The organism is Nocardia sp. JMUB6875 (assembly GCF_041154655.1).
GTDB lineage: Bacteria > Actinomycetota > Actinomycetes > Mycobacteriales > Mycobacteriaceae > Nocardia.
Window position 1 is genome coordinate 1 of the sequence record NZ_BAAFGR010000006.1, and the last position, 18571, is coordinate 18571.

Annotated in this window: 18 protein-coding genes and 2 pseudogenes; 9 read left to right on the forward strand and 11 right to left on the reverse strand. The window is 68.7% G+C overall.

Features of this window, described 5'->3' with window-relative positions:
- Positions 1-280: pseudogene (locus tag ACAM49_RS02725) on the forward strand (class I SAM-dependent methyltransferase); the annotation flags it as partial.
- A 1248-nt stretch (positions 281-1528) separates the two neighbouring features.
- Here ACAM49_RS02725 and ACAM49_RS02730 read toward each other — a convergent pair.
- Together ACAM49_RS02730 and ACAM49_RS02735 are read right to left on the reverse strand one after the other, a co-directional pair.
- A pseudogene (locus tag ACAM49_RS02730) lies at positions 1529-1582 on the reverse strand (hypothetical protein); the annotation flags it as partial.
- A 383-nt stretch (positions 1583-1965) separates the two neighbouring features.
- Complete coding sequence (locus ACAM49_RS02735) at positions 1966-2583, reverse strand: hypothetical protein (protein ID WP_369633854.1); 618 nt, start codon at positions 2581-2583, stop codon at positions 1966-1968.
- A gap of 112 nt (positions 2584-2695) precedes the next feature.
- Between ACAM49_RS02735 and ACAM49_RS02740 the strand changes: the two genes are divergently transcribed.
- Positions 2696-3820, forward strand: coding sequence for a DUF2993 domain-containing protein (locus ACAM49_RS02740; protein WP_369633855.1), 1125 nt, complete (start codon positions 2696-2698; stop codon positions 3818-3820).
- Here the strand turns inward: ACAM49_RS02740 and deoC are convergent.
- The gene (gene deoC / locus ACAM49_RS02745) at positions 3817-4494 is read right to left on the reverse strand and encodes a deoxyribose-phosphate aldolase (RefSeq protein ID WP_369633856.1); all 678 of its coding nucleotides are present in this window, start codon (positions 4492-4494) and stop codon (positions 3817-3819) included. The two genes, ACAM49_RS02740 and deoC, sit on opposite strands and share 4 nt — an antisense overlap.
- 54 nt (positions 4495-4548) lie before the next feature.
- On the opposite strand from deoC, the gene ACAM49_RS02750 reads away from it, so the two are divergent.
- Positions 4549-5097 carry a GNAT family N-acetyltransferase gene (locus tag ACAM49_RS02750; RefSeq protein WP_369633857.1) on the forward strand — a complete coding sequence of 183 codons (549 nt, stop codon included), beginning with the start codon at positions 4549-4551 and terminating at the stop codon, positions 5095-5097.
- Positions 5098-5157: 60 nt separating this feature from the next.
- A complete protein-coding gene (purU, locus tag ACAM49_RS02755; RefSeq protein WP_369633858.1) occupies positions 5158-6033 on the forward strand; it encodes a formyltetrahydrofolate deformylase in 876 nt (291 codons plus the stop codon).
- 67 nt (positions 6034-6100) lie between these two features.
- On the opposite strand, the gene ACAM49_RS02760 is transcribed toward purU, so the two are convergent.
- From ACAM49_RS02760 to ACAM49_RS02785, 6 genes are all read right to left on the reverse strand, one after another.
- The gene (locus tag ACAM49_RS02760; protein WP_369633859.1) at positions 6101-7099 is read right to left on the reverse strand and encodes an alpha/beta fold hydrolase; all 999 of its coding nucleotides are present in this window, start codon (positions 7097-7099) and stop codon (positions 6101-6103) included.
- A gap of 147 nt (positions 7100-7246) precedes the next feature.
- A complete protein-coding gene (locus ACAM49_RS02765) occupies positions 7247-8269 on the reverse strand; it encodes an alpha/beta fold hydrolase (protein ID WP_369633860.1) in 1023 nt (340 codons plus the stop codon).
- Positions 8270-8461: 192 nt separating this feature from the next.
- Complete coding sequence (locus tag ACAM49_RS02770; protein ID WP_040813756.1) at positions 8462-8758, reverse strand: DUF2516 family protein; 297 nt, start codon at positions 8756-8758, stop codon at positions 8462-8464.
- 132 nt (positions 8759-8890) lie between these two features.
- The gene (locus ACAM49_RS02775) at positions 8891-9559 is read right to left on the reverse strand and encodes a heparin-binding hemagglutinin (protein ID WP_369633861.1); all 669 of its coding nucleotides are present in this window, start codon (positions 9557-9559) and stop codon (positions 8891-8893) included.
- The gene (locus tag ACAM49_RS02780; RefSeq protein ID WP_369633862.1) at positions 9556-10089 is read right to left on the reverse strand and encodes a helix-turn-helix domain-containing protein; all 534 of its coding nucleotides are present in this window, start codon (positions 10087-10089) and stop codon (positions 9556-9558) included. Before ACAM49_RS02780 ends, ACAM49_RS02775 begins: the two co-directional genes overlap by 4 nt.
- A 123-nt stretch (positions 10090-10212) precedes the next feature.
- Positions 10213-11430: a DUF445 domain-containing protein gene (locus ACAM49_RS02785; RefSeq protein ID WP_369633934.1), complete on the reverse strand. Its 1218-nt coding sequence runs from the start codon at positions 11428-11430 to the stop codon at positions 10213-10215.
- A 294-nt stretch (positions 11431-11724) separates the two neighbouring features.
- Here ACAM49_RS02785 and ACAM49_RS02790 point away from each other — a divergent pair, with 294 nt between their 5' ends.
- The 3 genes from ACAM49_RS02790 (at position 11725) to ACAM49_RS02800 (ending at position 15235) form a co-directional block, all read left to right on the forward strand.
- A complete protein-coding gene (locus ACAM49_RS02790; protein ID WP_369633935.1) occupies positions 11725-12426 on the forward strand; it encodes a TetR/AcrR family transcriptional regulator in 702 nt (233 codons plus the stop codon).
- Positions 12427-12536: 110 nt separating this feature from the next.
- Positions 12537-13970, forward strand: coding sequence for an ABC1 kinase family protein (locus tag ACAM49_RS02795; protein WP_369633863.1), 1434 nt, complete (start codon positions 12537-12539; stop codon positions 13968-13970).
- Positions 13971-13993: 23 nt separating this feature from the next.
- A complete protein-coding gene (locus ACAM49_RS02800; RefSeq protein ID WP_369633864.1) occupies positions 13994-15235 on the forward strand; it encodes a trans-acting enoyl reductase family protein in 1242 nt (413 codons plus the stop codon).
- A 3-nt stretch (positions 15236-15238) separates the two neighbouring features.
- Here the strand turns inward: ACAM49_RS02800 and ACAM49_RS02805 are convergent, their stop codons facing one another.
- Positions 15239-16195, reverse strand: a complete 957-nt coding sequence (locus tag ACAM49_RS02805; RefSeq protein WP_369633865.1) for a hypothetical protein — start codon at positions 16193-16195, stop codon at positions 15239-15241.
- Positions 16196-16297: 102 nt separating this feature from the next.
- Between ACAM49_RS02805 and ACAM49_RS02810 the strand changes: the two genes are divergently transcribed.
- On the forward strand, positions 16298-16933 hold the full coding sequence (locus ACAM49_RS02810) for a TetR family transcriptional regulator (RefSeq protein ID WP_369633866.1): 636 nt from the start codon (positions 16298-16300) through the stop codon (positions 16931-16933).
- Between the two features lie 29 nt (positions 16934-16962).
- On the opposite strand, the gene ACAM49_RS02815 is transcribed toward ACAM49_RS02810, so the two are convergent.
- Complete coding sequence (locus tag ACAM49_RS02815; protein ID WP_369633867.1) at positions 16963-17511, reverse strand: TetR/AcrR family transcriptional regulator; 549 nt, start codon at positions 17509-17511, stop codon at positions 16963-16965.
- 131 nt (positions 17512-17642) lie between these two features.
- On the opposite strand from ACAM49_RS02815, the gene ACAM49_RS02820 reads away from it, so the two are divergent.
- Positions 17643-18566 (forward strand): esterase/lipase family protein, encoded by a 924-nt coding sequence (locus ACAM49_RS02820; protein WP_369633868.1) that lies wholly within the window; start codon positions 17643-17645, stop codon positions 18564-18566.
- Positions 18567-18571: the final 5 nt, after the last annotated feature.

An 18571-nucleotide genomic window follows, 5' to 3' on the forward strand; every position in this document is an offset into this window, starting at 1 on the left:
GGACCCCTTCACCGTCGAAACCCCTTCCGACATCGCAGAACGCCTCCCCAAGGCCCTCATCCACCGCAACATCCCCGGCGAGCCCATCCACGCCCTCCTCACCGCCGCCGACCGCGCCTGGGCCGTCGCCGCCCCCCTGGCCCCCTACGGCCCGCGAGTCCGCTGGCGCCACGCCGCGGATCTCCTACGCGAACAAGGATTTCCGCTGCGCCACTACCGACGCCGCCTGCGCGACAACGTCTTGACGGTCCCCTGGTCCGCCGTCGCACCCCTGCCCTGAGCGGCCGCCGCGAGTTACGCTGTCCACCTACGGTCCCCGAACCCCGGCCCCTCGGTGGGGCACCATCGGCCGACCGCAGGCTGCAATGATCCGCGCGAGTACGCGCGGATCATTGGAGCTTGTGGAGCAGCTCCCGGACCGTGCCGGAGATCGCGGCGGGGGCGAGCAGCGAGCGCGGCGCGAACGGCTGCCGCCACAGGCCGCCGTGGGCCGCGCCGGTCGCGAAAAGAGCCTCCGGGTTGGACATTCGGGCCCCATCCGCCTCGGACACCGGAGACTCCTCCGGCGGATTCAGGTCGGCGACCAGTTTGGCGGCGAGGAGGGTGCGGGCGGTGGCGGGGTCGAAGACCTCGATGCCGAAGCGGGCGGAGGCGCGGTAGGCGGCGGTGCGCCAGGCGGGTTCGCGGGTGAGGGTGCGGGTCCAGGCGGGTGGGGCGACGGTGAAGGAGACGGGGTGGCCCGACTGTTGGGCGAGGACGGCTCGCCAGCGGGGAAGGCGTTGGGCCAAGGCGTAATCCGGGCCCGCGAGGGCGGGGAGGTTGTCGAACAGACCCCAGGCGCCGCCGTCGGTGTCGAAGATCGGGCGGGTGTAGTTGAGGCGGTAGAGCGAGTGGGGTGCGACGCGGTGGATCAGGTCCTGGGCGCTGCCGCGGAAACCGCGCTGCGCCAGTTGATCTCGGGCGGCGGCCACCACGGAGGCGGGTACGGCGTAGGTGTCGGTGGGGGAACCGAGCAGGGCCAGGGCCGCGTCGGGATGGTGGCGCAGCAGGGTTTCGGCGAGGACGTCGGAGGCGGCGGCCAGGCGCACCCCGGCGGCTCCGGGGAGTTCGGCGTAGAGGCCGAGCACCGGGCGGGCGTCGCTGTGCGCGGAGATCCAACCGGCCAGTGCGGGAAAGCTTCTGGAGATGTCGACGCCGGGTTCGTTGTCCGAGACGGGGAATCGCATGATCCCGGCCCCGGCCGCCGCGATCGACCGCAGCTTGTCCCAGCGCGCCCGCCCCGGCCGATCCACCGCGAGCACATCCGCACCCCAGGCCAGCAGCGGCCGCAACGGCCCGAGCTCCGCCCCCGCGCCGGTCACGGTGACCCGGAAACCGGGCAGCCGCAACCATTCCGGATGGTCGATGACCCGCTCGACGGCGGCCACGAAGTCGGGTTCCAGAATCCCGTGGGTCTGCCATTCGGCCAGGCGCAGCCGCAGCGATTCCTCGGCCAGCACCTGCCCGCGCCACGGCACCTCGAGCCGCTTCACCGCCGTGCCCTCGCCCGCCACCTCGCCGGTCTCCAGCTCGGCCGCCGCGGCCTCGGCGTCCACGTCGACGGTGTCCAGCGCGGCGACGGTGCGCCCGACCGCGAAGCGCAGCATGTGCCGCACCGATTTCAGGCCCGCCGCGGCCATGCCGAGCGAGACCTCGGGCGCGCCGATGGCCAGCGCCGTCATCCCCCGGAAGACCCGGTGATACCCGCGCCGCCAGTCCCGGCAGGTCTCCACCGATTGCGCCAGATCGGCGTCATAGGGCCGGATCGCGTCGGCGACCACGGCCGCCGAGAACATGTCCGCGATCAGATCGGGCGGTCCCGGCGGAAACACCAGATCCCACACGCCCGCGCTGACCTTGCCCATGAACAGTCACCCTGCCACGAAATCTCGCGCCGGAAAACTCGAACCCCGCGCCGTGAAATCCCTATCGCGGGTCCTGCTGGGTGCGGCTCAGCGAGCGATGCAGCCGCGCCGCCGTCGCCGGATCCAGAGCGGCACTGGCGGAACGGATTTCGGCGCGGGCACAGCGGTGGATGGCGACCGCGTCGGCCACCACCTCGTCCAGCGCGGCCTGCCCGATGCCCGCCTCGGCCAGATCCAGCACCGTGCGCAGCGGGGTGGTCACCAGAAAGGCCCCCGCCGATTCCACGTCATTGCGCGCGAAACTGCGCCGCAGCACCACCAGTCGCGGCGAGAGCGGAAACCGTCCGACCCGCGCCGACAGGTGCACGAACCGGGGCCGCAACCGCCCGAGACCGTGCAGTTCGGCGGCACTGTGATGCGAGACCGCGGCCGCACCGTCGAACCACGCCGCCCACATGGCGTATTCGTCGAGCGGACCGTCCGGCCAGTCGGCCAGCCGCAGCAGCCCCACCCCCGAACGCAGAATGCTGCCGTCGCGCAGCCCGTCCCGGATCAGGTTCTCGCACCCGGTGCGCAGCACCTGGCGGGTGGTGAAATACCCGGCATGCCGGGCGGCCTGGTCCCGCAGCGCCGACCACCCGTGTTCCGGATCGGGCTCCGGTGCCGCGTTCCCAGCCATGACATTCAGAATAGGCCGCGCCCATGTGCGTTACGTCACAATCCGTCCCGGTAAGCCGACACCTCACGGGAAGCACAGAGCTCACTCAGAAACCTCGGGAAGAATCGGCCCCATGAGTTCGAACCCGACCTCGGACGACGCGACCACCCGTGACGCCAACCCCGCGCAGCCGGCGAATCCCGCCGCGCAGCCGCTCGACCTCGGCAAACCGGACAGCACGCCCACCGAAGTCCTAGGCGCGCAGCCCGACTCGCGCACCGAGGTGCTCAACGGGCACACGGGACCGGACGCCGCGGCGACTCAGCAGGCCGAGTGGTGGACCGATCCCCACCTCGACCAGCAGCCCACCGCACAGCTCGGTGAGCACCCGACCGAGGTCCTCGGCCATCACCCCACAGAGGTGCTCGGCGAGCACCCGACCCAGGCGATCCACCCCGGCGACGCCGCCTACGGAGCCGGTCCGATTCCGCCCGGCACCCCGCCGCCGCCGGCGAAAGTCGGTGGCGGACAGGGCGGCTCGCCGGGCAAGCCGCGAAATCGCAAGAAGACCCTGCTCATCGTGGGACTGGTGGTGGCGCTGTTGCTCGCGGGCGGCCTGGCCGGTGGCGAGGCGTATGCCCGCAACCGGGCGGAGAAGTGCATCAGCTCCCAGTTCGAGGCCAGCATGGGATCCAAGATCGATGTCTCGTTCGGCTGGAAGCCCTTGCTGCTCACCGCCTTCGACCACAAGGTCTCCAGGGTGAACGTCGACAGCGACGACGTGAAATTCGGTTCGGCACAGGGCATGGTGGTGCATTCGGTCTTCGATGACGTCGAATACAGCAGCGACGGCCGGGAACTGACGATCGGCAGCTCGAACGCCGACGTCACCTGGAGCACCGACGGCATCACCAAGACCCTCGGCGGCCTGGTGTCGGCCACCGCCACGGACCCGAACTCCGGCACGCTGAGCTTCTCGGTGCTGGCCGGCCTGGCCCAGCTGCAGGTCAAGCCGAAGATCGTCGGCGACAAGATCGAGGTCGACACCATGCAGGCGTCGCTGCTCGGCTTCGGGCTGCCCACCGATCTGGTCTCCGGCATCGTGCAGGCCCTGACCGAGAGCCTGCAGACCTACCCGATGGGCCTGCAGCCCACCAAGGTGGAGGTCACCAATTCGGGGCTGCACGTCACCCTGCAGGGCGGCCACACCACGGTGACCGCCGATCAGAGCCAGGGGCAGCAGACCGTCAGCTGCTAGCCCGGAAACCCTTCCAGCACTTCACGAGACCGAGACAGTCCCAACCGCGTGGCGCCGGCGGCGATCATCTCCGCCGCCTGCGCCGACGTGCGGATGCCGCCGCTGGCCTTCACGCCCAGCCGCCCGCCGACGGTCTCGGCCATGAGCCGCACGGCATGCGCGCTCGCCCCGCCCGCCGGATGGAAACCGGTGGAGGTCTTCACGAAATCCGCGCCCGCCTTCTCGGCGGCCCGGCAGGCCTCGACGATGGCCTCATCGCTCAGCGCGGCGGATTCCAGGATCACCTTGAGCAGCGCCCGGTCGCCGACGGCCTCGCGGACCGTGACGATGTCGGACAGCACCGCGTTGAAGTCCCCGGCCCGCGCCGCCCCGACGTCGATGACCATGTCCACCTCGGCCGCGCCCTGATCCACCGCCAGCCGCGCCTCCGCGCCCTTCACCAGCGAATGATGTTTGCCGGACGGGAAACCCGCGACCGTGGCCACCACCAGCCCGGGCGCGCGCACCGGCAGCATGGACGGGGACACGCAGATCGCGAACACCCCCAGCTCGCGCGCCTCGTCGATCAGCGCGGTGACATCGGCGGGGGTGGCCTCGGGGGCCAGCAGGGTGTGATCGATCATCGCCGCCACGTCACGACGGGAAATCTGTGCCATGAGCACCGAGTTTGGCATATGCCCGGCGAATTTCGTTGCGGGCCGCCATCGCCGTCGCGCATGCTTGTAGGTGTGCTGATCCGTCGTGAACGTACCGGCGATGCCGTAGCGATCGACGCGGTGCACCGCAGCGCCTTCGATCGCTCCGCGGCTGCCGAAGGCGATATCCCCGTCTCCCCACCGGTCGGCGACCCCGTCGAAGTCGGTCTCGTGCACCACCTGCGCGACGACGGCTCGGCCTGGATCCCGACCCTGTCGCTGGTGGCGGAATTCCAGGATCGGATCGTCGGCCACGTCTGCCTCACCCGCGCGGGCATCGGCCCGTTCCCGGTGCTGGCCCTGGGCCCGATCGGCGTCCACGCCGAGCAACAGGGCAAGGGCATCGGCTCGGCCCTCATGCACGCCGCGCTCGGCGCGGCCGACGCCCTCGACGAACCCCTCGTCGGCCTGCTCGGCAGCCTCGAGTACTACCCCCGCTTCGGCTTCGTCCCCGGCACCCGCCTCGGCATCGTCCCCGATGTGGCCGACTGGACCTCCCACTTCCAGGTCCGCCCGCTGACCGCCTACGAGCTCGAGATCAAGGGCGAATTCCGCTACGCCGACGCCTTTTATGCGTTGTGACCGGAACCACTGGTTCACCCCTTTGATCCCGCGCCGAACGGTTGCTGGGAAGATGTCCGAATGAGTTCTACCCCGGACGACCGTCGCTACGTGCTCACCCTGGGCTGCCCGGATCGTCCCGGCATCATCGCCCGCATCACCTCGTTCATCGCCGATTTCGGCGGCTCGATCGTGGAGGCGGGTTACCACTCCGATCTGGAGACCGGCTGGTTCTTCACCCGGCAGGCGATCGAGGCCGCCACCGTGCCGTTCGAGCTGGCCGAGCTGCGCGACCGCTTCAGCGCCATCGCCGCCGACCTCGGAGCCGACTGGCAGCTGCTCGACTCCGGCGAACGCCGCCGCGCGGTGCTGCTGGTCTCCAAGGACGGCCACTGCCTGCACGATCTGCTCGGCCGCGCCACCAGCGGTGAGCTGCCCGCCACCATCGAGGCGGTCATCGGCAATCACCCGGACCTGGCGGGCATGACCGAGGCGCACGGCATCAAGTTCCACCATGTGCCGTTCCCCAAGGACCCGGCCGAACGCGGCCCGGCCTTCGAGCAGGTCCGCGAACTGGTCGACGCCCACGACCCGCACGCCGTGGTGCTGGCCCGCTTCATGCAGGTGCTGCCCGCCGAACTGTGCGAGCACTGGGCCGGCAAGGCCATCAATATCCACCACAGCTTCCTGCCGTCGTTCGTCGGCGCGCGCCCGTACCACCAGGCGTTCGCGCGCGGCGTGAAGCTGATCGGCGCGACCTGCCACTACGTCACCGCCGAGCTGGACGCGGGCCCGATCCTGGAACAGGACGTGATCCGCATCGACCACGCGGACACCGTGCGCGACATGGTCCGCCAGGGCCGCGATATCGAGCGCGTGGTGCTGGCCCGCGGCCTGCGCTGGCATCTCGAGGGCCGCGTGCTGGTGCACGGCCGCCGCACCGTCGTGTTCGAGTAGGCCCTGAAAGCCAACGCCCGCCCCGGTTCTCACCGGGGCGGGCGTTTCTCGTTTCGAGGGTCGAGCGTCAGCTCGCGGCGGCGACGTTGCCGCGGCGGGCCATCCGGATGACCCGGTGCAGTTCGATATTGAAGGCGTGCTGGGCCTCGATGTTCACCAGGTGCCCGGTCGGCAGCACGACGTAGCGGTCGAGGTAGCCCGCGGCTTCCAGGGTGTCGGCGATCTCGCGCGAGTGCACCTCGGGCAGCAGCCGGTCGTAGGAGCCCGCGACGACCGTGGTCGGCACGGTCAGATTCGCGGCCGCGCCGTGCAGATCCAGCTTGACCAGGCCCCGGGCCACGGCCGCGCGCACCGACGGGCGGCAGGACCGCACGATGGAGACGCCGAAGGCGACCTCGTCGCGGGTGGCGGCCGGATTGGCCAGCCGGCTCTTGGCGACCAGGTTGATCGCCCGGCCGCCGGGCAGCGGGACCGGCGTGCCGAACAGCGCCACGGCCAGCCACTCCGGACCGGGAATGACGTCATTGAGCAGCGGAATCACGGTGGCGCGGGTGGGAATCTGACGCGCGGCCGTGGTGGCCAGCAGCACCGCCGAGGCCCGGCGCTGGACCTGCTCGGGGTACTTCTGCGCCCAGGCCTGAATCGTCATGCCGCCCATGCTGTGTCCGACCAGCACCGCCCGCTGGTCCGGCCCCAGCACGGCGTCGAGCAGGTCGGAGAAGTCGTCGGCCAGCTGGTCGGCGCTGAAAGGCCGGGTGCCGCAGTCGCTTTCGCCGTGGCCGCGCTGATCGAAGGCGATCACCCGGTACTCGCCGGAGAAGGCGTTGATCTGCGGGTTCCAGTACTCGATGGCGCAGGACCAGCCGTGGGCCAGCACGATGACCTCGCCGTCGGCGGGACCGTAGGCGTGTACACGCAGTTTCGCGCCGTCACGGGTGGTTACGGGAATGATTTCGGCGGGACGCGGGGTGTTGAATGCAGCCGTCTTGTAGCGGCGGGACCGCAGTCCGGGGCGAAAGGGGGCGGTCAGCGCATCCACGCCCGCCTCCGGCAGTTTCACCAACATGAGCACTCCTTTGTGTTCCAGACCACAGTAGCGCGCTAACCGGGGTGCTTGCTAGTGCAAGCACGTATATATCTTCTTGCTATACAACAATGTTCGGGTCGATGGACGTCCCCGATAAGGTCCCCAAGGGGTGGCCGGAACCACCCCTCAGGCACCCACCACCCGCGCCGGAGCACCGAACGCGGACGCGGCGACCAGGGCGAGTTCGTCGTTGAACTCCCGGTACGCCTCCACATTTCCCAGATGCCCGGTCGGCAGGGTTTTGAAACCCGCCAAACTTCCTGCCGCGGTGAGCATTTCGACGATCCGCTCGGCATGCACCGGCGGTGTCATGTCATCGGCCGACCCCGCGATGACGGTGGTCGGCACGGTCAGATTCGCCGCGCCGCGCCCGACATCCAAGTAGGACAACAGGGTTCCGAACCGGCCGCGCACCCGCGCCGGGCACGAACGCACGATGTTCTGCGCGAAGTCGGCGATATCGCCGGTCGAGGCCAGGCTCATGATCTGCCGCCGGAACAGCCAGCGCACGGGCGCGATCGGCGGGAAGACGATGGGGGCGCTGAGGCCGAGCAGGCCGACCACGAACGGCAGCTTGACCAGGCCGCGATTGAAGAACGGGACCACCGTGGTCTCGGCGATCAGATCGCCGGCCGCGGTATTGGTCATCAGCACCGCGAGCAGCTGCCGCCGCACCCGCTGCGGGTATCGCCCGGCCCAGGCCTGAATCGTCATGCCGCCCAGGCTGTGCCCCACCAGCACGGCCCGCTGGCCCGGCTTCAGGACCGCGTCCAGCACATCGGCGAGATCGTCGGCGAGCTGATCGGTGGTGAGCGGCGCGGTGCCCGCTTCGCTCTCGCCGTGGCCGCGCACGTCGTAGGCGATGACGCGGTATTCCCCGGCGAAGGCGTTGATCTGGGGGTTCCAGTATTCGAGGCAGCAGGTCCAGCCGTGCACCAGCACCAGGACGTTGCCGTCGGCGGGGCCGTAGGCGTGCACGCGGAGCCGGGCGCCATCCGAGGCGGTGACCGGGACGACCTCGTACGGGCCGACCGGTGGATTCAGATCCGCGTTGCCGTAGGTCCGGGTGCGCAGGTGCGTGCGCTGATCGCGCAGCAGGTCGCGGACCTTCCGGCCGAGGTCCGCAGGATGAGGCAGCATTGCCCGCATAAGGACACTCCTTTGTGTTACTGCTCGATACAGTAACCCGCGTCACCCGTGCTTGCTAGTGCAAGCACCCGAAAAGTTTCCGAGTCGGGACCGACTTCACCCCTGGCCAGGGGGTTGGTGTGAAAAAAAATCGGCCGCCACCCGGATGATCCGGGGGCGGCCGAAGGTTTCGGTGGCCTTCAGAAGGGCCGGTTACCAGCGCGGCCCGCGCTGGATCTCATCGACCTTGGGACGCACATCGGCGAGGTAGACGCCGGTCGCGATAACCGCCGCGATGCCGAGGATCCCCACCGGGGTCTGGGCCAGCAGCAGCGCACCCAGGGAGGCCGCCAGAATGGCGATCCACACGGGCTTGGTCAGCTTGTCCACGGCCGTGAAGGCATCCGGACGCTGACGAATCGCGTGCACGAGGGCGAACACCGTCATACCGAGCGCGCACAGCTGCAGCACCCACAGAATCAATCCGGTAATTCCCATCACCCCACACATCATACGGAGGAAGACCCTGGCCACCAGGGCTTCTCACCGCGACACGAGCTTCCGAACACAACCCTTACAAAACAGCTGTGGCCCCCGCACGCCATTGTGCGAGGGCCACAAGCTTTTTCGAGTGTGCGCGAATTACTTCTTCGCGGCGGGGGCGGCCTTCTTGGCCGGGGCCTTCTTCGCCGGCGCCTTCTTGGCGGGCGCGGCCTTCTTGACCGGGGCGTCCTCGACCGGCGCGGTCTCGGTGGTCACATCGACAACCTCGGCGTCGACGGCCTCCTCCTCGGCGGCCTCTTCCTTCGGCGCCAGGCCGATGTAGGGCCCGACCTGCTCGGTCACCTTGCCGACCAGATCCTGGGTCTGGGCCAGCAGGTCGTTGTAGCGCGACTCGACCTGCTCGAAGCGCTCCTCGAAGGCCGGGTTGCTGCGCAGCTTCTCGACGGTCTCCTCGCCGCGGGCGGCCAGGTCGGCGTACAGGTCGAGGAGCTGGTGGTAGTACTGGTCGACCAGCTTGCGCAGCTCCTCGGGGGTGGCCTTCTCGCGCAGCTCGGCCAGGTCCTCGGGCAGCTCGGACGGCAGCGCCTGCACGCGCTGGCGCAGGGTCTCGGCCTGGCCCTGCAGGTCGGCCGGCAGGTTGGCGAAGCGCTCGCGGGCTTCCTCGATGCGGCCCTGCACGTCTGCGGAGTTGGCCCGCTCGCGGATCTGCGAGACGACGTCCAGCACGGTGGCGTAGAGGGCGTCACCCGCGCCGACGGTGGCGTAGAGCGGCTTGGTCACGGTGGTGGTGAGCTTGGGCTCGGTCATGGTTCGTTCTCCTGGCGTGGCGGAACTTCGGTTGTGCGGTGCGGAACCTCGTTGTCCCTGTTTCCCCCGGGAACGCCCCCCATCAGGTCCGTTGCGTCCCCTCTGTCCTCGTCCGTCTGGTTTTCCCGTCGGAACGATTCGTAAATGTCCAGGAGGACCTGCTTCTGACGCTCGGTCAGATTGACGTCTGCCAGCAGGGCATCCCGGACGGGGCCGTGCGGCCTCTGTTCGAGGTACCCGGCCCGCATGTACAAGACCTCCGAGGAGACCCGCAGACCCTTCGCGATCTGGGCGAGTACCTCGGCGGACGGATTACGCAGCCCGCGCTCGATCTGACTCAAGTACGGATTGCTCACCCCCGCCAGCTGTGCGAGCTGTCGCAACGAGACCTGGGCGGCCTCGCGTTGCGACCGGATGAAGCCCCCGATGTCGTGAGCCGCGTTGGCTACGCGGCCCGACCGGTCTCCGGCGGCGGACGTCTCCGCTGCGTCGCCTTCGATCGATTCGGGAACCTCGGGATCGTGCTTCATCACTCACCTTCCGGCGGTTGTGCGGTCAATTCTAGGACGGGGTGCTAGCTCTTGCAAGCGCTCTGCTAGCACCATTGCGGCAAACAGCCGGCGCCGCGCCCGCGACGCTTTCTGGACAATTGTTCAGCCATTGAACAGCAAATGCGATACCGCGTAGATGACCAGGCCCGCCAGGGAACCGACCACCGTGCCATTGATGCGAATGAATTGCAGATCCTTGCCCGCGGCCAATTCGATCTTGCGACTGGCCTCGTCCGCGTCCCAGCGGGCAACCGTGTCGCTGACCAGGGTCGCGAACTCGGCGCCGTAATTGGCGACCAGATATCGGACGCCCCGCTCGAGCCACCCGTCCACCTTGTCACGCATGGCCGGATCCGCCGAGAGCCGCTCGCCCAACTGCTGGACATTGTCGGACACCTTGCGGCGCAGCGTGGAATTCGGATCGTCGGCCGATTCCAGGATCATGCGCTTGGCCGCGCGCCAGGTGGCCTGCGCCAGGCCGTTGACCTCGCGGCGGGTCATCAGCTCGGTCTTGATCTTTTCCGCCTTCTCGATCATGGCGTCGTCGAATTGCAGATCGTTCGCGAAATCCTCGAGGAAGCGATTCGCCGCCAGCCGCACCTCGTGGTCGGGCTGGGTGCGCACCTTCCAGGTGAATTCCACCAGCTCCCGATAAATGCGCTCGGCCAGGAGCGAATTCACGAATTTCGGAGCCCAGGAGGGCGCGTCGCGGTTCACGATGCGGTCCAGGGTCTCCTGCGAGTCCAGCGCCCACTGGTGTGCGCGCTCGGCCAGCAGATCCAGCAGCGGGGCCTGCCGGTTGTCGGCGATCAGCTCGTTGAGCACCCGGCCGATGGGCGGGCCCCACAGCGGCTCGGCGATGCGCTTGACGATGGTCTGATCGATGATCTGCTCGACGTCCTCGTCGCGCAGCACGCCGATGACCGCGCGCAGAATCGTCGCGCTCTCGTCGGAAATGCGTTCGGCGTGACCGGGTTCGGCCATCCACCGGCCCAGGCGCAGGCTGATCTGCGCGGAATTCACCTTGTCGGCCACGGCATCGGGCGACAGGAAGTTCTCGCGCACGAATTCGCCCAGGCCCGCGCCGACCTGATCCTTCTTCTTGCGAATGATGGCGGTGTGCGGAATCGGCAGGCCCAGCGGATGACGGAAGAGCGCGGTGACCGCGAACCAGTCCGCCAGCGCGCCGACCATGCCGGCCTCCGAGGCGGCCTTCACATAGCCGACCCACGCCCCGCCCGCACCGCGCGAATCGGTCCAGGCGCAGACGATGTAGATGATGGTGGCGGCCAGCAGAAAGCCGGTGGCGATGGCCTTCATCCGCCAGAGTTCGCGTTTCTTGCCGTCCTCGTCCAGGAATTCGGCGAAGGCACCGCCGCCCGACGGTGTGGTCTTCCTGGGCCCGGGCTCGATGGTGTCGAGGACCCCGGCACTGCCCACAGGTTGCTCCATATCTTCCATTCTGGCGCGTGGTGTGACGAACTCCCCGCCACCGGGCCCGTCCCGATCGGCGCCGTTCCACAGCATGGGAGGCTTAAGCTGAATAGGCCCAGGCCCAGGACGCGAACAAGGAGCCAACGCAGCGTGACCACCAAAGGCACCGTGAGTGCCGCCATGGAGGCGGCCGCCGGCCCACGCGGTGGTCGTGTCGACGGCCGCAAACGCCGCTGGCAGCAGCACAAGATCGATCGGCGCGAGGAGCTGGTGGACGGCACCCTCGCCGCCATCCGCAAGCGCGGCGGGGATGCCGGGATGGATGAGATCGCCGCCGAGATCGGCGTCTCCAAAACGGTTCTGTACCGGTATTTCTCGGACAAGCAGGATCTGACCCGCGCCACCATGGAGCGGTTCATCGAGACCACGCTGATGCCGCGCATCTACGAGGCGATCAGTGACGACCTCGATGAATACCAACTGGTCCGCAACACGCTGGCGGCCTACGTCCACACGGTCGATTCCGATACCGACGTCTATCGATTCATCATGGGCAACGGCTCGGCCACCGACACCTCCACCCTCGCCGACTTCGAGAAGCTCTTCGCGCAGGTGGTCTCGGCGGTCATCGTGGACAAGGCCTTCGACCGCAACGTGCAGACCGAGGGGTCGATGCTGTGGTCCTACGTGCTGGTCGGCGGCGTGCAGCTGGCGACGGACTGGTGGATCTCCAACCGCACCATGTCCAGCGAGGAAATGCTCGACTACCTGACGATGATGGCGTGGAGCGCCATCGAGGGGATGGTCCGGGCGGGCGGCGATCGGCACTACTTCAACTCCAAGCCGCACGTGCTACCGGATCCGGAAAATACTGCTAGCTGACAGCTAGCACTCGAGTTCTCAGTGTGGTTAGGCTGACTCGTGGCGGACCAGTCATGCGGTTTCGCCGTGTCGGCACCAACGGGGGTGTTGGCTCCCATGGAGGGTCACTGATGGCGAAAGAGCTGCCCACATCCAGGCTCGCGCGGGGGACGAAGCTGGGTATTGCCGTTGCCGGTAATGCCTTGCGAGCTCAGAAGACTCGACGATCGATGCGCGGCCGCTCCGAGGCCGTGCGGGCGCGGATGGCCGAGGAGTCCATGATCCGGGCCACCGAGCAGATGGTCATGGTGCTGGGCACCATGAAGGGTGTGGCCATGAAGCTCGGGCAGATGCTGTCCGTGCTGGACCTGGATCTGGTTCCGCCGCAGCATCGGGAGCGGTTCCAGCGGCGGCTGGCGGTGCTGCGCGACAGCGCGCCCTCGGTGTCGTTCGAGGTCATGAAGGCGGTCATCGAGGAGGATTTCGGCAAGCCGCTGGAGGCCGTTTTCGCCGAATTCGATCCGGAGCCCATCGCCGCGGCGTCGATCGGGCAGGTCTACAAGGGAAAGCTGCACGACGGCCGCGAGGTCGCGGTGAAGGTGCAGTACCCGGGCATCGACGCGGCCGTGCGCGCGGATCTGAAGAACCTGGCCATGTTCCGGCGCATCCTGCAGTCGGCCATGCCGTGGGTGACCCCGGCCGTGCTCGACGAGCTGCGGCTGAATCTGGAGAGCGAACTCGACTACGTCGCCGAGGCCAATACCCAGAAGCAGATCTCGGAGCTGTTCACCGGGCATCCGTTCATCGTGGTGCCGACCACCTATCCGGAGCTGTCCACCACCCGCGTGCTGGTCAGCGAGTACTTCCCGGGCCGCGGGTTCGAGGAGATCCGGGAACTGCCGGCGGCGGAGCGGAATCGGATCGGCGAGATCATCTACCGCTTCTACGTGGGTTCGCTGTTCACCTTCAACGAGTTCTGCGGCGATCCGCATCCGGGCAATCTGCTGCTGGGCGCGGACGGGCGGGTGGCGTTCCTGGACTTCGGGCTCTACAACCGGATGGATCCCGAGCACGTGCAGTTCGAGGCCATCTGCATTCGCGCGGCGGCCGAGGAGCGCGCGGAGGACCTGCGGGACTTGATGATCCAGCGCGGTGTCATCGAATCGCCGGAGGAGATCACGCCCGAGGAATGCCTGGAGTACGTGCTGGCCGCGTGCGAGTGGGCGCTGGTGGACGAGGAGCTCACCATCACGCCCGAATTGGCGTCCGGGGCGTTCGTGCTGGCGGTGGATCCGCGGGCCACCGACTTCGAGGGGATGAAGCAGCAGAATCTGCCGCCGGAGCATCTGTTCTCGCGGCGCGCGGACTTCCTGACCTTCGGCATGCTCGGGCAGCTCGAGGCGACGGGCAACTGGCATCGCATCGCGCGGGAGTGGCTGTACGGCGATGAGCCGGTAACCGAACTCGGTCGCGCACATCATGAATGGCTGGCAAGCCGTCCGGCTCCCAAGCCGACAACCGGGGGGCCCGCCAAGAAGACTCGCAAGCGCGCTGCCAAGGCGTGACACCTCACCCGATGGGAAAAGCAATGGCCAACAGGGAATTCGACATCGCCCTATTCGGAGCGACCGGTTTCGTCGGGAAGCTCACCGCGCAGTACCTGCTGGAGGCCGCACCGGCGGATGCCCGCATCGCGCTGGCGGGGCGGTCGGCCGAGAAGCTGGCCGCGGTACGCGCCGAACTGGGAGCCGGTGCCGCGGAATGGCCTCTGGTGCAGGCGGATTCGAACGATCAAGCCAGCCTGGACGCGCTGGCGGCGCGGACCAAGGTGGTCGTTACCACCGTCGGCCCGTACCTGCGCTACGGGTTCCCGCTGGTGCAGGCGTGCGCCGAGAACGGCACGCACTACGCCGATCTCACCGGTGAGCCGCTGTTCATTCGCGACTGCATCGACCGCTTCGGTGACAAGGCCGCCGAGACCGGCGCGAAGATCGTGAATTCCTGTGGCTACGACTCGATTCCGTCGGATCTGAGCGTGTACCAGCTCTACCAGCGCACCGTCGCGGACAATACCGGCGAGCTCACCGATGTCACCCTGGTGGCCAGCCTCAAGGGCGGGGCCAGCGGCGGCACCATCGATTCCGGGCGCGCCATGATGGAGGCCATCGCGGAGGATCCGCGCAAGGGTTCGATCATGTCGCATCCCTATTCGCTGAGCCCCGACAAGGCCATGGAGCCCGATGTCGGCCGCCAGAGCGATCAGGCGCTGTCGCGGGCCTCGGCCATCGATCCGAGCCTGGACGGCTGGGTGGCGACCTTCATCATGGGCGCGCACAACACCAAGATCGTGCGCCGCTCCAACGGCCTGCTGGGCTGGCCCTACGGCAAGAACTTCCGCTACCGCGAGGTCATGAGCGCGGGTTCGTCGACGGCCGCGCCGCTGGTCGCGGCGGGTATCGCGGGCGGCATCGTGGCCACCATGGCGGCGGGCGCGGTGCTGTCGCGAGTGTCGGTGGGCCGCAAGCTGATCGACCGCATCGTGCCCAAGCCGGGCACCGGTCCGAGCGAGCAGGCCCGCAAGAGCGGCTGGTTCACCATGCGCACCTTCGCGCACACCACCTCGGGCGCGAAGTACCTGTGCACCTTCGCGGGCAAGGGCGATCCGGGCTATCAGGCCACCTCGGTCATGCTCGGCCAGTCCGGGCTGTGCCTGGCCTTCGACGACCTGCCGGAGCTGGCGGGCATTCTCACCCCGGCCTCGGCCATGGGCGACGCGCTGACCGAGCGGCTGCGCGGGGCCGGCATGACCATCAAGGTCGATCCCGCCTGACGGCTATTCCGGAGTGCTGTACTTCGCGATGAGGTCGCGGTAGCGCTCGAAGGCGGGCTTGGGCGTGTAATCCGAACGCAGCAGCCCGAATTCGAGATTCATATCGCCCTGATCGCTGTAGGAGTCGCGCAGGCCGAAGTGTTCGTAGGTGGTGATGTTGAGCTCGGCGGCCAGGCCGTCGACGAGGCGCACCACGGTCTCGAGCACCTCGGCCTGCCGCGCGTAGGAGCGGTTCGGGCCGGTGGCCCAACCGGATTCGGTGATGTGCAGGGGCGTGGTCTCGGGAATGCCCGCGGCGGCGAGGCTTTCGCGGCGGAAGCCGGTGACGATCGCGGTGACCGCGGCTTCCAGGCCGTCGGCGGGGATCGGGCGGAAGACGTCCGGGAAGAAATCCAGGCCGACGTAGTCGAGCGCCGCGGCGAATTCGCTTCCGCCCCTGCGCCCCAGGTCGGTCCAGAACTCCTGGGCCGGATCCAGGATCACCGTGGAGTTGCAGCCGATGCGGACGTCCAGGCCGAGCCGGTCGGCCTCCGCGCGGGCGGCGCGCACGCCCTCGACGACGGCCTGGCGGACGTTCGGGTAGTCGGCATTGCCGCCGGGACCCGCGTGGTTGGGTTCCTCCGCGACCTGCAGTGAGGCCAGCACCGGCCCGTGCTCGCGCAGCTGGCGGCGCAGGAATTCGAGCCAGCCCGTGAGATCGTCGCCGGGCTCGTGGAAGCACACCACCAGATCGAGCTTGCGGTGCGGCCCGGCGTACTGCCACGGCCGCGGCGGGGCCTCCTGGAATCCGCCGCGCGCATCGCTGTAGAGGACGTACCCGCGCACCAGGAACGGATGATCGCCGTGCAGCGCGTCCAAGGCTTCGGTGATGCGGTCGGCCCGCTCGGGCGGGCCGGGAGTGACATTGCCGTACTGATCGCCGCCGAGTCCGCCCGCGTAGATGCCGAATCTGAGGGTCATGGGTTCGACCGTAGCGCGAAGTTTGGTGTGACACCAATTTTAGTGTCACACCTATACTGCTTTCCGAAGTGAGAAGAGGTCGTCGGCATCGAGGAGAAGCAGTTGGCACTGCGCGAGGAGAAGAAGCTCGCCACCCGGACCGCGCTGGCCGACGCGGCCATGGCGCTGTTCGCCGAGAAGGGATTCGACAAGGTGACCGTCGCCGAGATCGCGCGGGCGGCGAACGTCTCGGTCAACACCGCCTTCAACTACTTCCCGACCAAGGAGGATCTGTTCTTCGACCGCCAGGACGAGGTCGCCGATCGCATGGCCGCGGCCGTCCGGGAGCGGGAGCCCGGCGAGTCGGCGGCCGCGGCCATCCGGCGCGCCTTCCTGGATCGGGTCCACCGCGACGATCCCACCCTCGGCCTGTCCCCCGCGGCCACAGCGTTCTGGCAGCTGATCGACGACAGCCCCGCCCTGCAGGCCCGCCTGCGTCAGCTCGGCGAGCGGTCGGAAGCCGCACTGGCGCAAGCACTCTCCGATGCGACGGACGCCGAACCCCATGATCCGACGCCTCGACTGGTGGCCGCGGCGCTGGCGGGCCTGGACCGGGCCCTGCACGCCGAGATCCGGCGAGCCATTCTCGCGGGCATGGATCCGGACGCGGTGCGGGCCTTGATCATCGACACCGCCACGCGCGGGTTCGACAGCGCCATCGCCGAGCTCGCCGATTACCCAGCCTCACAACGTGATTGAGCAACCGCGAGCGGAGGCGCGGCGACCGGTCAGGCCGGGGTGCGTTCGATCAGGGCGGTGAGTGCGGCGCGCAACTCGGGACGCGGTGCGGCGGAATACAGTTCGGCCAGCGCGGTCTCGGCCGCCATGGCGATGACCAGATGCGCCACGGCCGCCGAATCGGCCCAGCCCAGGGCTGTGAGGTCGGGCGCGATGACCGCCGCGAAGGACAGATTGCGCGTGGTCACCTCGTCGAGCAGGTCGGTGTCCGTGCGGGACTGCGCGAGAAACGCTTTCGTGCCCCGCGTGCGCAGGCAGGCGTCCAGGTAGACGGTGATGCCGGCGCGCAAGCGGTCGCGCCCCGGCGGCCGGTCGCCGACCGCCGCGAAGATGGCCGCGGTCAATTCCTCGTGATAGCGCCGGTGCAGCGCGATGACATAGCTGCGCCGATCCGGAAAGTGGTGGTAGAAGCTGCCTTTCGCCATGCCCGCGGCGGCGACCACGGCATTCACCGACAGTCCGCGCAGGCCGGTCCGGGCGGCGACCTCGGCGCCCGCGTCGAGGAGGGCGTTGCGGCCGGGCTCCGCGGGCTTGGGCATGACCGAAATCCTCTCGCGCACTGTGTCTTCCCCTGAGCGTACACAGCCGATAGCCTGTGACCGACCGGTCGGTCACGCCTGACGCGAAGGGGGCGCCAGGCGGCCGACCGGCCTCGAATCCGGGAGTACCCATGCGCTTGGCCACCCGCCTCACCATCGCGATCCTGTCCGCCGCCTCGGCCTCACTCGGGGCGATCGGCCCGGCCGCGGCCGACGAGCCCGATCCCTCCTACAGCTACTTCGGCGGGCTGGCCGCCGAGCTCACCACACCGGGCCAGCACCCGCCGGGAGCGAACGATTGGTCGTGCAAACCCACTGCGGCGCATCCGAATCCGGTGGTGTTGCTGCACGGCCTGTCCAATGACACGGTGACCTGGAACTCGCTGTCGCCGGTGCTCACCAACGCCGGGTACTGCGTCTTCACCACGACCTACGGCACCGGCGCACTGGGCCCCGTCCTGGGCGCGATCACGCCCATCGCCGAGAGCGCCCGGCAGATCTCCGACTTCATCGATCGCGTGCGCGCCGCCACCGGCTCGGAAAAGGTTGACCTGGTTGGTCATTCGATGGGCGGCGCGGTGCCGTTCTACCTGCTGAACCATCTCGGCGGCATCCCGAAGATCGACCACTACGTGGCGCTCGCCGCGCCGCTGCACGGTTCGACGGTCAGCGGCATCGCGAGCCTGCAGCCGCTGCTGGAGTCGACGGCACTCGGCGCACAGGTCGTCCAGCAGTGCGGTCCGTGTGAACTCTCGCCCGGCTCAGCGGTTTCCATCGATCTGAACGCGAATCCGGCCATCGCGCCGGATATCCGTTTCACCACGGTGGTCTCGCGCTACGACGAGATCGCCACGCCGTGGACCACCGGCCTGCTGGAGGGCCCGAACGTCGACAATGTGGTGCTGCAGGACCTGTGCCCGACCGATTACACCGAGCACTACGAGCTGCCCGCGGATCCGGTGGCCGTGCGCGTGGTGCTCAATGCCCTCGATCCCGGCCGCGCGCAACCCGTCTCGTGCACCGTCGTCCTGCCTTTCGCGGGTCCGGTTCGATAGCCGAT

Excerpts from the sequence above, each read along its gene's own strand:
- ACAM49_RS02770 (WP_040813756.1), bottom strand. The coding sequence starts at position 8,758 with ATGTGTGGGGTGATGGGAATTACCGGATTGATTCTGTGGGTGCTGCAG.
- purU (WP_369633858.1), top strand. The coding sequence starts at position 5,158 with ATGAGTTCTACCCCGGACGACCGTCGCTACGTGCTCACCCTGGGCTGC.
- ACAM49_RS02785 (WP_369633934.1), bottom strand. The coding sequence starts at position 11,430 with ATGAAGGCCATCGCCACCGGCTTTCTGCTGGCCGCCACCATCATCTAC.
- ACAM49_RS02790 (WP_369633935.1), top strand. The coding sequence starts at position 11,725 with ATGGAGGCGGCCGCCGGCCCACGCGGTGGTCGTGTCGACGGCCGCAAA.
- ACAM49_RS02735 (WP_369633854.1), bottom strand. The coding sequence starts at position 2,583 with ATGGCTGGGAACGCGGCACCGGAGCCCGATCCGGAACACGGGTGGTCG.
- ACAM49_RS02815 (WP_369633867.1), bottom strand. The coding sequence starts at position 17,511 with ATGCCCAAGCCCGCGGAGCCCGGCCGCAACGCCCTCCTCGACGCGGGC.
- ACAM49_RS02740 (WP_369633855.1), top strand. The coding sequence starts at position 2,696 with ATGAGTTCGAACCCGACCTCGGACGACGCGACCACCCGTGACGCCAAC.
- ACAM49_RS02780 (WP_369633862.1), bottom strand. The coding sequence starts at position 10,089 with ATGAAGCACGATCCCGAGGTTCCCGAATCGATCGAAGGCGACGCAGCG.
- ACAM49_RS02795 (WP_369633863.1), top strand. The coding sequence starts at position 12,537 with ATGGCGAAAGAGCTGCCCACATCCAGGCTCGCGCGGGGGACGAAGCTG.
- ACAM49_RS02820 (WP_369633868.1), top strand. The coding sequence starts at position 17,643 with ATGCGCTTGGCCACCCGCCTCACCATCGCGATCCTGTCCGCCGCCTCG.
- ACAM49_RS02775 (WP_369633861.1), bottom strand. The coding sequence starts at position 9,559 with ATGACCGAGCCCAAGCTCACCACCACCGTGACCAAGCCGCTCTACGCC.
- ACAM49_RS02805 (WP_369633865.1), bottom strand. The coding sequence starts at position 16,195 with ATGACCCTCAGATTCGGCATCTACGCGGGCGGACTCGGCGGCGATCAG.
- ACAM49_RS02765 (WP_369633860.1), bottom strand. The coding sequence starts at position 8,269 with ATGCGGGCAATGCTGCCTCATCCTGCGGACCTCGGCCGGAAGGTCCGC.
- ACAM49_RS02800 (WP_369633864.1), top strand. The coding sequence starts at position 13,994 with ATGGCCAACAGGGAATTCGACATCGCCCTATTCGGAGCGACCGGTTTC.
- ACAM49_RS02760 (WP_369633859.1), bottom strand. The coding sequence starts at position 7,099 with ATGTTGGTGAAACTGCCGGAGGCGGGCGTGGATGCGCTGACCGCCCCC.
- deoC (WP_369633856.1), bottom strand. The coding sequence starts at position 4,494 with ATGCCAAACTCGGTGCTCATGGCACAGATTTCCCGTCGTGACGTGGCG.